The sequence below is a fragment of the Bacillus cereus genome, assembly GCF_007678085.1.
GTDB classification, from domain to species: Bacteria; Bacillota; Bacilli; order Bacillales; family Bacillaceae_G; genus Bacillus_A; species Bacillus_A cereus_BE.
Genome location: NZ_VEDW01000010.1, coordinates 39330 through 53098, shown reverse-complemented (window position 1 = coordinate 53098; position 13769 = coordinate 39330). Strand labels below are relative to the sequence as shown.

Genomic DNA, 13769 nt, shown 5'->3' with positions numbered 1-13769 from the left:
CGAAGGAATTCATTTTTTATAAATTAGATTATGATAGTCGATATTCTCCATATTGACCAGAAAAGAACCAAGAATTCTAGGAAAATTCCAAGTGTTCTTTTCCTAGTTTTTTGAAATTCCTTTACTAAATAGCCAACAGCACAAATTGCTAGAAGAATGAAAAGAATAAGTTCTAGTGTAACTGGCATGTAATCTACTCCTAATACTTTATTCAATTTAATATATAACAATTATAAGATGTTTTTTGTGGTTAATGGTGAAAAATTAAACAAAACTATCTCTATATGAAAAAAGGTCCTGTTGTCTCCAACAGAACCCCTTCTAAAATGGCAAAGAGTAACTCTTACCTTACTCTTTGTTTATATACTACAGGAGTGTTAATGAAAATCCAAGGCTCCTTATATTGAGAAATAAAGAAGAGTCATTATAAAGAATTTTACCTTTTTTCATAAATAAAAGAGCAGCTAGAAAAAACTAACTGCTCGGTTCTCCAAGGGGGAACAAGGAGAAAATCTGATGTCATCTATATTATTGACATAATATTGAGTTTTATTCAGGGGGGTGTACTAATTATGTAGGTTACATGAGAAGTCCTATTAGCATCCAGGCTGCTCCGAGCAGAATTAAGGATTCGAATGTAATCCAAAACTTTCTTTTTTCTGGTTTTTTAAATTCTTTAATTACAGAAAATATAGCACTAATTCCTACAAGGGTGAAAAGAGCAATTCGGATTGTTTCAGTCATTTGTATCACCACCTAAGATTTGAATAGTTTAATTATATATTAATTACCGTTTTGTGGAAATCGAATAAAATAATCCTTTAAATAGAAAGCGAGGAATAACAATGGGACTAGGTAATCGCGGAATGGCGTTTGAAAAGCTTATTAATCTATCGAATGAAATGTATCAGAGAGGTGGAGTGGCGCTTATAAACAAGCGTGCGACTCCTGTGAAGGTGTTAAAAAGCGCAGGTGGACGAGTATTAAATGGATTCTATGAAGCTAAAAGTACAGTAGACTATGACGGCGTGTATAAAGGACGAGCGATAGCGTTTGAAGCGAAGTCAACACAGAGTCTTACTCGATTTGATTTAAGTAACATTGCACAACATCAATTAGATTACTTAGAGAAAGCGGAGCAGATGGGCGCAGTGTGTTTCTTCCTTATAGAGTTCAGTAAGGATCAAACAGTATTCCTTGTACCTGCATCAGTTGTTCAGTCTTACGTAAGAATGTCTCATCAACCGAATGGGAAGAAGTCTATATCAAGAGCAGACTTTGATATTTACGGGTATTTAGTAGAACAGACAGAACGAGCACCAGTTGATTACTTACAATACATTGATGAAGCAGTAACACCGGTTATGTTTGATGGGATGATTCAGATTGATCAGGACCATAAGAAGATAGCAAGTAACATTGAAGCAGCGAAAGAGAAGATGGCCAACAAGAAACGAAAATTATTAAAGGCTTAATGGATAACGGAACCATGCAGAGTGGATGGTGGGGGCTACTCGCTATGCATGTTTCCCTTATTCAACAAAGAGATAGTAAAATTTCACGTACCTGATTTGAATGTAAAAAGAAAAATACGAAATAGGGGGATTCCTTCATGGAGAGACAATTAACTTTATTACCGGCTATCGATGATAAGAAAGTACAAAAGGAAGTAGTAAGCGTATTAAAGGAATACAGAGCACTCAAGATGCGATTTAGTAATGACGTAGAGCAGGAAGGAATTAGTTTGTTCCCTGAGTTACGTGATTCGAGGAATACGAGTAAATGGAAGGTGCAGCAGGTAGAGAAGGCGCTTAACTATTTATTAGATGAGGATGAGCGTAAAATCGTTGAGCGTAAGTTTCTAACGAATGAGAGAGTAAAAGATTCAGATGTTTATCACGATCTGCTACTCAAGAAGACATATTTCTATGAGAAGAAGCAGAGTGCGGTTAAATTGATTGCTACAGCACTTGGAATCATCTAAAAATAGCGAACAAAACGCGGTCAAAATGCGAACTTTTTGGGGGACTAAATAAAATGACAAAAATTATAAATTATATGTACAAGCCCTTTGACAACCGCATAGCGAAGAGGATTAGTACACCTATAAGTGAAACGTTCTTATGCGAGAATGTCACGGTAACGTATACCGCATAGTAGGGCGGGCAAGGCGGTACGAACCCGCGTTAAGACGAAAAGACCAATGAATGTATTACAATAACATATTCCAGTGTGGCGGGTGTGAGATAACTCGCATTCGTCATACTGTTTCTAATTTGTATTTATCAATCAGCTTAGAGGCTGTCCTGCTCTCTGAGTTGATAATAAATATAAGTCTATTTCTCTCTAATATGTCGTTTCTTGACCTTATTTTAAATGGAATGGGGGTGGTTGCTCTTAAATGAGTAACACTTGCATTCTAAAGTTCTAAAACAGTATACGTGATCTCGTACATTAGTAATTACTCACGATTCTTATTAATGACCAAAACGAGGGCAAAGAGTTCCACTCTTTGTTTGAGCCAATACAACGGAAACATTCCCCTTCCGTCCCTTTAGTGTATTGGTTCAAACAAGGCGTCGGAAGAAACACTTACGTCTTGATATAAATCCTTTATAATTCGATATTGGCCAGCAAAGGTGAAAAGCTGAAGTATTGAGCCAGCTCTACGGAGTATAAACGAGAAGATTCTTAGTCTTCTCCCAGTCACCGAACGTAAAGCGCGTAGCTAAGATAGCTAGAAAATTATATGATGCGGTGGCTTGGAGAAGCCTGAGAGTATCTAGAATACCTGAGGCTTGAAGAGATACTTATTGCCATTTGTTATCTCTCTTCCCCTTCAAGAGCTGTCACCTTTCGGTGATGGCTTTTTGTTGTTTTCCTTATTGAATGTTATTGACTTTTATTGATCAAAGCGTTTAATTAATAATGAAAGTAAATAAGTTCGAAGGGAACGGCGTAAAATGAAAAAATTTGAAGGTAAATTTTCAGGGCTTTTAGCAGGGGAAGAAAATCAAAATGGAACGCAATTGGTCTCAAATTGGGGGGATGGACTAAAGGTTAGTGGTACATCTCATAAAACGAAGCGAAACGTGAAATCTTGTCTGTATTGTAATGGTATGTGTGATATTGTTTCTGATAAAAAACCATTTGAAAAGAAAGTAATGAAAGACGATCAAGTAAGGAAAGAATGGCAAGCATGGTATGTATGTCGTGAATGTAAAGAACATCAACGTCATCCGTATACTGATTAACTAATTAAAAGCATCCATTGAGGGTGCTTTTTTCTTTGTTGTATAGAAATTACACATTAAACATAGATTTGAACAAAATGGACATTTGAATAGGAGGATGAAGTATGGATGAAACAAAAGTATTGGAGATGAAATCTACACATCCACATAAAATTGATGCAAATAAAATCAAAACATTAGATGATGTGATTCAGATTTTTAGAAGGATGGAACTTTGTGTTGATGATAAAGGGCTAAAAGGAATTGAACATTTAATCGCTGATGACAATGATTAAACCAATAGCAATTATCGTAGGCGCTGCCGTGATCGGCTTAGTGGCTTATTTGTTGTTAAAGAAAGATAAGGGGTGGGGGGAATGTGGGGTCCAACAAGCTTTAAGGATGTTTTAGAACTTATTTGGTACTACAAGTGGGAGTTTTTCAAAGCGCTACTTCCTATAGGGATTCCTGTCTTCTTAGTCGGGTTGGGAACAGGGTGGCTTATATGGGGCTAACAAAACAAACGAACACAACGAACGAAAAGAAAAAGCAAGAATCAAATGATTCCTGCTAGGTGGAGAGCTTGGATTAGTTGAGCGATAGCCAAGGTAAAACCAACAATATCTAATTCCCATTCTGAAGTGATCGTTCCGCTTTCTAATTCTGTCCTTTTGATTTTCATAGTAAAACCTCCTTGTTTGATTGTGTGACGCTCTCATATATGACATACGGATTGCGTAACACCTATAACATACCGATAGTGTCACAGATTCGAATAAAAATAGAGATAGTTAACAAAGTGAAGTTTATGCAGGAAATAACGGTGGTTTAAGAGTGAAAATAGCGTAAAATCAACGATGCATAAAAGAAATTATAATGATATTTTTCAAAAGTACTACAAACGTTGATATAACAGCATATTTCCCGAAAACCTTGTTTACATAAGATACATTATGAGCAGTCATTCGCATGAATATGTAATTTCCCTGCATAAATTAGTTTTCGTTATGGATTTTTTAAAATATGATTCTTTTGAGGTGATTTCGTGCTGATCTATACAGTTGTGATGTGGGACCATGCCGATACGGATATTATGTTAGCTACCACAGACAGAGAAGAAGCGTTAAAAGAATTTGAATCATGTGTAGCATTCTCTTTGCAGGTTTGGGAGAAGGGTGAAGTACTAATTGAGATAATCAATAGTGAAGGTGAATACTTTGCTGATGGTGGATTAGAAAGATATCCGGAAAAAGGACAACAGTTATTTAAAGAGGTAGTTGAACAATTACAGTAGGGAATCCGCTGCTTTTTATTTTATAAAGGATATTGTTCAAACTTGTCGAATGATTATTGGGTGAAAGGAGGGGAGAAAATGACGAACAAGATTATTTATAGCGATGACAATCTAACGGTTTGTGAGTACCCTAGATTAGGGAGTTATGATGCAATCAGTTTCACTAAAGATAAAGAATTGATTCTTGTGTTAGGAGTATCTACTACCGCGCAAGTAGTTGCGGATTGTGGTTTGATAGGCGTTGATATTAACCAATGGCTATTGGATACAGGAAATGGTTTTATCCATGAAATTAGTGAAGGTCAAAGATTGATGATTACTGCCGATGATGTATCTAACGGGAAACTGAATACTCATTGGTCACAATTAAAAAAGATGGAAGAAAGCTATTTGTAGTTAAAAAACATCCAAAATGGGTGTTTTTTATTTTATAAAGAAAAAAGCCCGATGCGGGGCTAGATACTTTTCTTCATGCCGCATTTACGGCATTCTCTTAAATAGATGAAATTTTTAACGGAACTTTTGAATGCGGTATTTCCACAATTATCACAGCGACCGCTGATTTTATCAGGATGTTCTGTGTATGTGTATACCTTACTTAGATCGTACTTTTGTTCATGTTCTTTATTTTCCATTAGCCTCACCTACATATCAATCTGAATTAATACAGCTTTACCATAATAACATGAAGTGTTCATACAATGGATATTTTTAATTTTATAAAAAGAACCCGATAGAGTTCGGGCCCTTTTCAGAAGTGATGATGTTTTCTCGGCTTGGGAACTGAGAAAATACAAAAATATAATACAACGAGTTTTAGAGAATTTCAATACTAAATTTGGGATTACCATGAGAGGGAGTTATAACGAGTTTCTTCCTATTAATATAGAAGGTGGTGGGTGATATGAAGTGAAACAAAAACACGAGTTAGCTCAAGAAGATTACATGCAAGGTATGAAGTACAAGGAACTGGCTGAGAAATATGAGGTCAGTATTAATACAATTAAGTCCTGGAGAAAAAGGCATGGTTGGAATCGGAAAGGGGTGCACCCAAACGATGAAAAAGGATGCACCCAAACCAAGAAAACAGGTGCACCCATTGGTAATAAGAATGCAGTGGGGAATTCGGGAAACAAGAACCCAAAGTATGGTAATAAGAATGCTGTAGGGCATGGTCCACCAAAAGGGAATCATAACGCTATGACGCATGGCTTCTTCCGTAAACATTTCCCAGAAGACGTAGCTGATTTAGCTGCTGAGATCATGGAGAAGAATCCAATTGATATGTTATGGGAAAATATAACGATTCAATACGCGGCCATTATTAGGGCGCAGAGATTGATGTTTGTTAAATACCAAGAAGATACAACAAAAGAACTACGAAAGAATAAAGTTACTGAGAGTGGATTTGAAGAAGAGTGGGAAATCCAATTCGCTTGGGACAAACATGCTACCTTCTTAAATGCACAATCGAGAGCAATGACTACATTATCACAGCTTATAGAAAGATTCGATAGGCTAGCGAGTGTTGATGATAAGAGAAGATTAGAGCTAGATAAATTGAAAGCAGATATAGAGAAAACGAAAGCTGATACCGCTCGTATTAAAGGTGAAGATGGTGAGGAATACGAAGACGACGGTTTCAAAGAAGCGCTAGAAGGTAAGGTAGAGGAAGCGTGGGATGATTATGACGACGATTCCGAAGCGTAAAAAGAAACCTGCTCCATTCAAATTTAAGCCATTCTCCAAGAAGCAGATGAAAGTATTAACCTGGTGGAAGCCTAACAGTCCCGTTAAAGAGTATGACGGGATTATTTGTGATGGTTCCATTCGTGCTGGGAAGACAGTTTCGATGGCTCTTTCCTATGTTATGTGGGCAATGGAATCATTCGAAGGCGAGAACTTCGGTATGTGTGGGAAAACGATTGGTTCGCACCGTCGTAACGTTATAACGCCACTCAAGAAGATGCTAAAGTCCCGTGGATATAAGGTTAAGGACCACCGAAGTGAGAATATGCTTTCTATTACTAAAGATGGAGTAACGAATTTTTTCTATATCTTTGGTGGTAAGGATGAAAGCTCTCAGGATTTGATTCAAGGGATTACTCTTGCCGGCTGCTTCTTCGATGAGGTAGCGCTAATGGTTCGCAGTTTCGTAGATCAGGCGACAGGTCGTTGTTCTGTAGAGGGTTCGAAAATATGGTTTAACTGTAACCCAGCAGGACCGTATCACTGGTTCAAATTAGAGTGGTTGGATAAACGTAAGGAAAAGAACTTACTGCATCTGAAGTTTACTATGGATGATAACTTATCCCTTTCTAAGAAGACAAAACAACGCTATTACAAGCTATATAGTGGGGTTTTCTTCAAACGGTACATTTTAGGATTATGGGCAGCTGCTTCTGGTCTTGTGTTCGATATGTTTAAAGAAGAAGTTCACAAGGTAACTTCTATTGATCGTAATTACGTTGAGTATTATGTGTCCTGTGACTACGGCACGCAGAACGCTATGGCGTATGGATTATGGGGGAAATGTATTGAAGATGGAGACAAAGAAGTGTGGTACAAAATCAAAGAGTACCATTATAGTGGCCGTGATACAGAGAAACAGAAAACAGACCAGGAATACTACGAAGACTATGAAGAATTCGTTGGTGATTTGCCAATCAAGGGAACTGTAGTTGACCCTTCTGCTGCTTCATTTATTGCTGTATTGATGCGTAATAAGAGAAAAGTATATAAAGCTCGTAACAACGTGAAAGAAGGAATAGGGAACGTTGGTATAGCGCTTAATACTGGCAGAGCGTACTTTAACGATTGTTGCGTTGAGACATTTAAAGAATTTGCTTCTTATATATGGGATGAGAAAGCAATACAACGTGGTGAAGATAAACCTCTAAAAGAGAATGACCATCACATGGATGAAACGAGATACTTCATTAACACAATCATATTTGGATTACGTAAAAAGAAGAAAAAGAAAAGAGGTGAAGCAGCTTAATGACGAGGAAAAGACAGGTTAGCGCTAGAGTGATTAAAGCAGCAGGTACAAGCGCTCAAGTGTTATCACGACAACAAGAGGATGAAAAAGAAAAGAATGCAATTAACGGTATCATTACACCACCTTATAGAATAGAAGACTTACAGCAAATTAAAGAAAATAGTACAATTTTAGGTCAATGCATAGATGCGTATAAACGTAATATTGCTGGATTTGGTCATGAAATGCAGTATAAGCAGAATGATATAGACGAAACAAATGAAATGAAATCGGAATGGACGTATGTAGATACAGAAGTCATTCCATTTTTTAGTTTCGAAAAGCCATTCAAAGAAATTCTTGAAACTGGAATTGATGATAGGGAAACAACTGGAAATGGCTATATTGAAGTGATTCGTAATTTAGAGGGTAAACCTGCTGAATTGATCAATATGTTACCACAATACATGAGGGTGACACGTAAAGATGATAAACCACAAGAAGTAACCTATTTCATAAATGGAAAAACTATTAAACGAAAAAAAATATTCCGTCGTTATGTCCAACAGGTCGGGGCCAGCGTTACTTATTTTAAAGAATTTGGCGATCCACGGTTTTTGAATAAAGAAACTGGTGAATTTAGCGATAAATCACTTGGCCCTAAAGACGCAACTGAGGTAATTCATTTGAAAATAGGAAACGGTCCTTATGGCATTCCACGTTGGGTATCACATGTAGTTCATATGGTTGGCGCTAGAAAAGCAGAAGAGCTAAACCTTCGTTATTTTAAACAAGGAAGACATATCCCGATGGCTATCCTATTAAAGAATGGCGTTCTTTCAGAAGAAAGTGAAGCAGCGATTGCTGATTATGTTTCAAATGTTGAAGGTGAAGATAACCAACATAAATACCTGCTACTGCAAATTGAAAGTGACGAAGAACAAGTTGTTGGTGAACCTAGACCTAACGTAGATATAGAGCTTAAATCACTAGCGGACATTCTGCAAAATGATGCTTTATTCCTTGAATATGATGATAAATCACGCCAAAAGGTACAATCAGCTTTCCGTTTACCTGATATTTATGTAGGTTATAGCAGAGATTTTAACCGTGCTACTGCTGATGCAGCAAGAGAGATTACTGAAGAACAGGTATTTGAACCGGAAAGAAATTCACTTGAGTTCATCATAAATAACATTCTCCTGCTTCCATATGAGTTAAAACACGTATATGTGAACTTGCGTAAGCCGGAAATCAGTAACACTGAAGATCTTGCGAAAATACTTGATATTTTATGTAAGTATGGCGGCGTTACGTTTAATGATTTACGTGAGTTGGCTTCAAAAGTTCTAAACAAGAATCTTGAATCGTTCGAAATGGAAGAAGCGAATCAGCCTATTGCACTCGTACTACAAGCAATTAAGAAAGTATCTGAGCAAAAAACAACAGAACCTATTCAGAAATCTGATATTCCTGCTGACATAGTCATGATTATGAAAGATTTAAGAGACTTACTGGAGTCGATGCAAGATGCAGAAGATTGATAAACTGCTAACTTCATTGAATGAGTGGATTGAGAAGGCTGGTGCTGATGATTTCACTACTTCACTACCTGCTGATTTGGAAGTATTGGATATGTTACCAGGATACGTTGAGGAATTCGAAAAAGAAATTGCTAAACTACTTCGGAAGCAGAAGAAATACTTTATTGATGGGATTAAGAACTATAAGAAAAAGGATGCTGTAGAGAAGGGTATCAAGATAAAGGATATTATCGACTTTGTCACCGGTAGCCTATTTGGAGCTGATACCTTTGCTAAAAGCTTGAGCAAAGCAGCAAGGAAGTTTCTTAATTACACAATGAAAGACATGACAAAAGCTTTCATGGATGCAATTGACCCAGATATCCAGTTTAATATCTTCTCAAAACGCACTACAAAGTGGATTGACAGTTGGTCGGATGAATTAGGAAAGATCATGAAGGTTAACTCTCACAAAGCAGTAGAGCGTATTTTAAACGAGGGATTGGAGAAGGGGAAAGGCATAAAGGAAATTGCGAGAGAACTTGCGAAGCTTCCGGAATTCGACCGTAAAAGAGCGAAGAGGACAGCGCAGACAGAAGTCCTTGCAGCATGTTCTGCTTCACAATTTGAATCATATCGCCAATCCCCTGCTGTTACGGGTAAGAAGTGGCGTCATAGCGGTTCGAAGAATAACCAACCTCGTGATAATCATGTGGCGTATGACGGTACAACGGTTCCAGTAGAGGAAGAGTTTGAACTGCCTGGTTCTGGAGAGAGATGTATGTTTCCTCGTGATAGTTCTCTATCTGCTAAAGAGAGAGTGGAATGCAAATGCGTTATGTCTCCTTCAGTTGACAACAGTATATTAGGCCTATCGGAAGAAGAGAAGCAGAAGATTAGGGAAGAAACTTTGAAGGAGTTGAATCGATGAGTTATAAAGTTGATTTTAACGGTGAAAAAGTTGAAATAAATGACTTTAAGTTAGAAGAAGAACAGAAGTGTTACGAAAAGGAAATGATTAACTCGTTAATCGATAAAAACGATGTCGTTTCCACTTCTATTGAAGTAGATGAAAATAATTCAGATTACGGCAATCATATTAGAGTAACGTATATCTTTCGTAAAAAGAAAGAATCTTGAAAGGAGGTGAATAAATGAAAAAACGCAAACTGAAGAACTTGCAGGTTTCACATGTCTCTTTTGTAGAGAATGGAGCAAATCAACGCAAGTTCTTTTTAACGAAATCTGAAGAACAACCAAACTTCGAGAAGCCTGTTAAGGTGATTAAGTCTGAGGATGAAGCAGAACGTCTTGTTTATGGAATTGTATATGAGCCGGATACAATCGATGCCCATGGTGATTTCGCAGATTCTAAGACAATCGAAAAGGCAGCGCATGAGTTTATGCTCAAGTACCGCCAAATTGATAAGAATCACGACTTTGTAGCAGGAGTTGGAGAAGTTGTTGAATCATATATTGCACCTGCTGATATGGATCTTAATGGTGAACCTGTAAAGAAAGGCACATGGATCCTTACTACGAAAGCAGATGAGGAAACATGGGAAGCTGTTAAGAAAGGTGAATTTAAAGGATATTCCCTAGCAGGTGTCGCAGAGACAGAAGTGATTGAGGAAGAAGTAGCTAAAACTGAAGATAAACAAATGAAGTCCTTCTTCCAAGTGATGAAGGACTTTTTTAGTGGAGAAAAAGTTGAAAAAGGCGAGGTTAGAGACAAGTTTAACCAGAATAAACATCGCCGTGACGTTAACGCCTCTTTCTCTGCTCTAGAAGATACTTTCTATCAATCTCTTTGGAATGCGCCTACCGCTAGTGATATTGATTTAGATCGTATCGAAGCAGCTGCACAAGAATTTATTGAGATTATCAATGAATTAAAAGGTACAGAAGCTGTTGTAAAAGCGTGGGAGAACAAACCAGTTATATCCCTTGCTGCAGAAGTAGAAAAAGCAGGTAAGAAAATTAGTGCTCCAAATATGGCGGATATCGATGCTGCTATTGAATCATTAACAAATTTAAAAACACGCGTCACACCTTCAACGGAAGGCGCAGGAAGTGAGGAAGATAATATGAATCAAGAGCAAGTAGAGAAGTTACTCAAAGGTTTAGAGGAGATGCAAGGTGAGATGGCAACAATTAAGAAACATCTTAATATTGAGCCTGAAAAAACACCTGAGCAAAAGATGAACGAAAAGGTTGAATCATTAGAAAAGCAATTAGAAGAACTTAAAAAATCTCAAGGTATCAGCAACCAACAAGACACTGATGGCGCTACAAACGTACAAAAATCTGCTAGCGGTTACGCTGGATACTTTGGTAACTAAGGAGGAAACAAATATATGAATAACGGACAAATTATTACTGGTGGCTCTACAGATATTGTTTTAAAAGATGTAAACGTACCATTACCACAGGCAGCAGCAGAAGCATTTTTACGCGATACAATTAATAAAGCTACGGTATTACCTAAGTTAAATCCATACTACAAGAAAGCTCCTGCTGGAAATATCGATACATTAAGCGTAGGTAAGCGTAAATTACGTGAAGCATCTAAAAATGATACTCCAACTGGTGTTGGTTCAATTGCTCCTGGACAAATCCCTTACGCTGTTAAGAAATTGAAATGGGATGAGTGGATTCAAAATGATGATGTATGGTATGCATTAGCATCTCGTGGTCAAAATGTGGAAGATGTAATTATCAGCATGATTCAAGAACAATTTGGTACGGATTTACAGGACTTAGCCTTTAATGGTGATACTTCTTCTGCTGATCCATTCGTTAAAATTATTGATGGATTTGTTAAGAAAGCAAAAGTATCTACAAATAAAACCGATTTGGCTGCAAACGAAGTAACTATTCAAGCATTTGTTGACCATGTAGCAGTATTACCTGATAAATTTAAAACTCGTAATGACATCGCTTGGTTTATTACACAAAAAACTCATGATAAGTTAATGTCACTACTAACTACTCGTCAAACTAACTTAGGTGATGCAGTATTAATCGATGGCAAAGTTTCTAAATTAGCAGGTTATGAGGTTGAGATTGTACAAGAAATGCAATCAGGATTTGCTATGCTAACGCCACGCGAGAACTTAAAACCTGTATTTACTCGTGAATTACGTTATAACCGTACCGCTCAAGGTGCTACTGCCGCTGCTAAAGATGCGACATACCATATCTTATTTGCTTACTTAGACTGCGTAATCCGTGAAGTAGATGCAGTAGCATGGATGACTGGCGAAAAGCTGTAAGAAAGGAGCTAGTTAAATGCCCTTAGTTCAATATACACAAAATACAGGCGTTCTTCATATTGGTGGAGCGCGCTATTTTTATGCAAACGAACCGCACAAAGTAACTGCAAAGGAACGTGATGAGTTACTGAGTTCTTATTCTGATTTAGAGGAAGTAAAAGAAAGCAAAACATCATCTAAATCTCAAGAATCGGAGTGATAAGTATGCCGCTTATTACCGCTCAAGAATTAATTGATTACACTGTACTTCCTGAAGTGAAGAAACGTCCTGCTCCTCTATTGGAGCAGGACATTCTTGAGGCAGAAACAGAGATTTATAATCTCTCTAAAATAGATTTTACTGATAAGACGAAGTATCCAGAGGTTCCAGTAGAAGTGAAGCTAGCATGTAAGAAGTTAGCTCAGTATCATGCTTATACAAACGCTGATACAATTGCGATGAAGGGTATCAAGTCTGAAAGTATTGGTGGCGGTGATTACTCCTATACAAAGGATAGTGCGAGCGTAGTGAAACCTTCCGTTTTATATCTTTTGCAAAAGTTTATGGATCATAAAGGTAAGAATAAAGTTACGTTCAAAATGAGGGCTATATAATGTCTCTTCAAGGAATGTTTATCCATGAATGTGATATTTACCATTTGCAGAAGAAAGAGCAACCGGGTAAGTATGGCCAACCGGGAGAGACCGTATATTCTTACAATGAAACTCCCGATATAGTAGAACAAAGTTGCTATTTTGCCGAGAATGTAGCAACTGCTGCTCCAGATACAATTCAATCATCTCCAAATCAATTAAATACAGAACAAATGAAAGTATTATTTATGTCTGGTACAGATGTAAGGCACAATGACAAAGTGATAAAGAAGAATACAAACATCACTTATTATATACGTAATCCTTTTCCGGTAGTGCACCCACTTACTGGTGAGGTTAATCATATAAAAGCCATAGCAGAGAGGAAGAGTGAGCCATGGCTAACGAAATAACGACACGAGGTTTTCGTGAATTTAGCGCCAAACTGAATCGTATGGCAACTGGTTTCGACCGAAACGTTGCTTTATGGCTTGAAGCAAGTGGATTTCAGTTTCTGGAGGAAGTACAGAATCAAATTATCGCATTAAGCGTTGTTGATACTCGTAGATTGTTAAATTCGTTCGATAAGGGCGGAGATGGAAATGTGTGGCGTTCCTCTGACGGTGGGTTAGTTTTAGAAATTGGAACAAACGTAGAATATGCAAAAGCTCAAAATGATGGGTGGCAGCAGGTAAGAAGGTTCGTCCCAGGTAAATGGGAAAGTCATAATTTTGAATATGATCCGCATGCCCCTACAGGAATGATGCTAACTGCTAAATTCATTGAAGGCCGTCCGTATTGGGATAATGCAGTTGCAATATATGAGCGCATGTTCCAACGGTCGTTTGATCGCCAGTTTAGGCAATGGGTACAGAATGGAGCACGATAATT

Annotated in this window: 21 protein-coding genes; 18 read left to right on the top strand and 3 right to left on the bottom strand. The window is 37.5% G+C overall.

Annotation, left to right across the window (positions count from 1 at the left end; all coding sequences use genetic code 11):
- Positions 1-579: 579 nt before the first annotated feature.
- Positions 580-744: a hypothetical protein gene (locus FS742_RS27770; RefSeq protein ID WP_042510721.1), complete on the bottom strand. Its 165-nt coding sequence runs from the start codon at positions 742-744 to the stop codon at positions 580-582.
- Between the two features lie 101 nt (positions 745-845).
- Here FS742_RS27770 and FS742_RS26400 point away from each other — a divergent pair, with 101 nt between their 5' ends.
- The 5 genes from FS742_RS26400 (at position 846) to FS742_RS27760 (ending at position 3748) form a co-directional block, all read left to right on the top strand.
- Entirely contained in the window at positions 846-1475 is a 630-nt protein-coding gene (locus tag FS742_RS26400; protein WP_144616320.1) for a Holliday junction resolvase RecU, read from the top strand.
- Between the two features lie 137 nt (positions 1476-1612).
- Entirely contained in the window at positions 1613-1984 is a 372-nt protein-coding gene (locus FS742_RS26395; protein ID WP_144616319.1) for an ArpU family phage packaging/lysis transcriptional regulator, read from the top strand.
- A gap of 979 nt (positions 1985-2963) precedes the next feature.
- The gene (locus tag FS742_RS26390; RefSeq protein WP_260869694.1) at positions 2964-3254 is read left to right on the top strand and encodes a hypothetical protein; all 291 of its coding nucleotides are present in this window, start codon (positions 2964-2966) and stop codon (positions 3252-3254) included.
- A 104-nt stretch (positions 3255-3358) separates the two neighbouring features.
- Positions 3359-3529 (top strand): hypothetical protein, encoded by a 171-nt coding sequence (locus tag FS742_RS27765; RefSeq protein WP_186327222.1) that lies wholly within the window; start codon positions 3359-3361, stop codon positions 3527-3529.
- A gap of 81 nt (positions 3530-3610) precedes the next feature.
- On the top strand, positions 3611-3748 hold the full coding sequence (locus FS742_RS27760) for a hypothetical protein (RefSeq protein ID WP_186327221.1): 138 nt from the start codon (positions 3611-3613) through the stop codon (positions 3746-3748).
- 41 nt (positions 3749-3789) lie between these two features.
- On the opposite strand, the gene FS742_RS28145 is transcribed toward FS742_RS27760, so the two are convergent.
- Positions 3790-3915 carry a hypothetical protein gene (locus tag FS742_RS28145; protein WP_260869693.1) on the bottom strand — a complete coding sequence of 42 codons (126 nt, stop codon included), beginning with the start codon at positions 3913-3915 and terminating at the stop codon, positions 3790-3792.
- Positions 3916-4278: 363 nt separating this feature from the next.
- Between FS742_RS28145 and FS742_RS26385 the strand changes: the two genes are divergently transcribed.
- Entirely contained in the window at positions 4279-4527 is a 249-nt protein-coding gene (locus FS742_RS26385; RefSeq protein ID WP_144616317.1) for a hypothetical protein, read from the top strand.
- 78 nt (positions 4528-4605) lie between these two features.
- Positions 4606-4923: a hypothetical protein gene (locus FS742_RS26380; RefSeq protein WP_144616315.1), complete on the top strand. Its 318-nt coding sequence runs from the start codon at positions 4606-4608 to the stop codon at positions 4921-4923.
- 59 nt (positions 4924-4982) lie between these two features.
- Here the strand turns inward: FS742_RS26380 and FS742_RS28140 are convergent, their stop codons facing one another.
- A complete protein-coding gene (locus tag FS742_RS28140; protein WP_144616313.1) occupies positions 4983-5162 on the bottom strand; it encodes a DUF8096 family protein in 180 nt (59 codons plus the stop codon).
- A 274-nt stretch (positions 5163-5436) separates the two neighbouring features.
- On the opposite strand from FS742_RS28140, the gene terS reads away from it, so the two are divergent.
- The 11 genes from terS to FS742_RS26320 are packed head-to-tail and all read left to right on the top strand — an operon-like array spanning position 5437 to position 13767.
- Positions 5437-6237 (top strand): phage terminase small subunit, encoded by an 801-nt coding sequence (gene terS / locus FS742_RS26370; protein WP_144616311.1) that lies wholly within the window; start codon positions 5437-5439, stop codon positions 6235-6237.
- Positions 6209-7528 carry a PBSX family phage terminase large subunit gene (locus FS742_RS26365; protein WP_144616309.1) on the top strand — a complete coding sequence of 440 codons (1320 nt, stop codon included), beginning with the start codon at positions 6209-6211 and terminating at the stop codon, positions 7526-7528. The genes terS and FS742_RS26365 overlap by 29 nt, the downstream gene beginning before the upstream one ends.
- Complete coding sequence (locus FS742_RS26360; RefSeq protein WP_144616308.1) at positions 7528-9051, top strand: phage portal protein; 1524 nt, start codon at positions 7528-7530, stop codon at positions 9049-9051. Before FS742_RS26365 ends, FS742_RS26360 begins: the two co-directional genes overlap by 1 nt.
- On the top strand, positions 9038-9961 hold the full coding sequence (locus FS742_RS26355; RefSeq protein ID WP_144616306.1) for a phage minor head protein: 924 nt from the start codon (positions 9038-9040) through the stop codon (positions 9959-9961). The genes FS742_RS26360 and FS742_RS26355 overlap by 14 nt, the downstream gene beginning before the upstream one ends.
- A complete protein-coding gene (locus tag FS742_RS26350) occupies positions 9958-10170 on the top strand; it encodes a hypothetical protein (RefSeq protein WP_144616304.1) in 213 nt (70 codons plus the stop codon). Before FS742_RS26355 ends, FS742_RS26350 begins: the two co-directional genes overlap by 4 nt.
- A 14-nt stretch (positions 10171-10184) precedes the next feature.
- Positions 10185-11372 (top strand): XkdF-like putative serine protease domain-containing protein, encoded by a 1188-nt coding sequence (locus tag FS742_RS26345; RefSeq protein ID WP_144616302.1) that lies wholly within the window; start codon positions 10185-10187, stop codon positions 11370-11372.
- Positions 11373-11387: 15 nt separating this feature from the next.
- Positions 11388-12305 (top strand): phage major capsid family protein, encoded by a 918-nt coding sequence (locus FS742_RS26340; RefSeq protein WP_144616300.1) that lies wholly within the window; start codon positions 11388-11390, stop codon positions 12303-12305.
- 16 nt (positions 12306-12321) lie between these two features.
- Positions 12322-12504 carry a hypothetical protein gene (locus FS742_RS26335; protein WP_144616298.1) on the top strand — a complete coding sequence of 61 codons (183 nt, stop codon included), beginning with the start codon at positions 12322-12324 and terminating at the stop codon, positions 12502-12504.
- 5 nt (positions 12505-12509) lie between these two features.
- The gene (gene yqbG / locus FS742_RS26330) at positions 12510-12899 is read left to right on the top strand and encodes a protein YqbG (RefSeq protein ID WP_144616296.1); all 390 of its coding nucleotides are present in this window, start codon (positions 12510-12512) and stop codon (positions 12897-12899) included.
- Positions 12899-13291 (top strand): DUF3599 family protein, encoded by a 393-nt coding sequence (locus FS742_RS26325; protein ID WP_144616294.1) that lies wholly within the window; start codon positions 12899-12901, stop codon positions 13289-13291. The genes yqbG and FS742_RS26325 overlap by 1 nt, the downstream gene beginning before the upstream one ends.
- Positions 13276-13767, top strand: a complete 492-nt coding sequence (locus FS742_RS26320; protein ID WP_144616292.1) for an HK97 gp10 family phage protein — start codon at positions 13276-13278, stop codon at positions 13765-13767. Before FS742_RS26325 ends, FS742_RS26320 begins: the two co-directional genes overlap by 16 nt.
- Positions 13768-13769: the final 2 nt, after the last annotated feature.

Bases quoted from the DNA above. Each gene is read 5' to 3' on its own strand.
- FS742_RS27770 (WP_042510721.1), bottom strand. From the start codon at position 744: ATGACTGAAACAATCCGAATTGCTCTTTTCACCCTTGTAGGAATTAGT.
- FS742_RS27760 (WP_186327221.1), top strand. From the start codon at position 3,611: ATGTGGGGTCCAACAAGCTTTAAGGATGTTTTAGAACTTATTTGGTAC.
- FS742_RS26345 (WP_144616302.1), top strand. From the start codon at position 10,185: ATGAAAAAACGCAAACTGAAGAACTTGCAGGTTTCACATGTCTCTTTT.
- FS742_RS28145 (WP_260869693.1), bottom strand. From the start codon at position 3,915: ATGAAAATCAAAAGGACAGAATTAGAAAGCGGAACGATCACTTCAGAA.
- FS742_RS26360 (WP_144616308.1), top strand. From the start codon at position 7,528: ATGACGAGGAAAAGACAGGTTAGCGCTAGAGTGATTAAAGCAGCAGGT.
- FS742_RS28140 (WP_144616313.1), bottom strand. From the start codon at position 5,162: ATGGAAAATAAAGAACATGAACAAAAGTACGATCTAAGTAAGGTATAC.
- FS742_RS26400 (WP_144616320.1), top strand. From the start codon at position 846: ATGGGACTAGGTAATCGCGGAATGGCGTTTGAAAAGCTTATTAATCTA.
- FS742_RS26320 (WP_144616292.1), top strand. From the start codon at position 13,276: ATGGCTAACGAAATAACGACACGAGGTTTTCGTGAATTTAGCGCCAAA.
- FS742_RS26335 (WP_144616298.1), top strand. From the start codon at position 12,322: ATGCCCTTAGTTCAATATACACAAAATACAGGCGTTCTTCATATTGGT.
- yqbG (WP_144616296.1), top strand. From the start codon at position 12,510: ATGCCGCTTATTACCGCTCAAGAATTAATTGATTACACTGTACTTCCT.
- FS742_RS26355 (WP_144616306.1), top strand. From the start codon at position 9,038: ATGCAGAAGATTGATAAACTGCTAACTTCATTGAATGAGTGGATTGAG.
- FS742_RS26380 (WP_144616315.1), top strand. From the start codon at position 4,606: ATGACGAACAAGATTATTTATAGCGATGACAATCTAACGGTTTGTGAG.
- FS742_RS26395 (WP_144616319.1), top strand. From the start codon at position 1,613: ATGGAGAGACAATTAACTTTATTACCGGCTATCGATGATAAGAAAGTA.
- FS742_RS27765 (WP_186327222.1), top strand. From the start codon at position 3,359: ATGGATGAAACAAAAGTATTGGAGATGAAATCTACACATCCACATAAA.
- FS742_RS26365 (WP_144616309.1), top strand. From the start codon at position 6,209: ATGATTATGACGACGATTCCGAAGCGTAAAAAGAAACCTGCTCCATTC.
- FS742_RS26390 (WP_260869694.1), top strand. From the start codon at position 2,964: ATGAAAAAATTTGAAGGTAAATTTTCAGGGCTTTTAGCAGGGGAAGAA.
- FS742_RS26325 (WP_144616294.1), top strand. From the start codon at position 12,899: ATGTCTCTTCAAGGAATGTTTATCCATGAATGTGATATTTACCATTTG.
- FS742_RS26350 (WP_144616304.1), top strand. From the start codon at position 9,958: ATGAGTTATAAAGTTGATTTTAACGGTGAAAAAGTTGAAATAAATGAC.
- FS742_RS26340 (WP_144616300.1), top strand. From the start codon at position 11,388: ATGAATAACGGACAAATTATTACTGGTGGCTCTACAGATATTGTTTTA.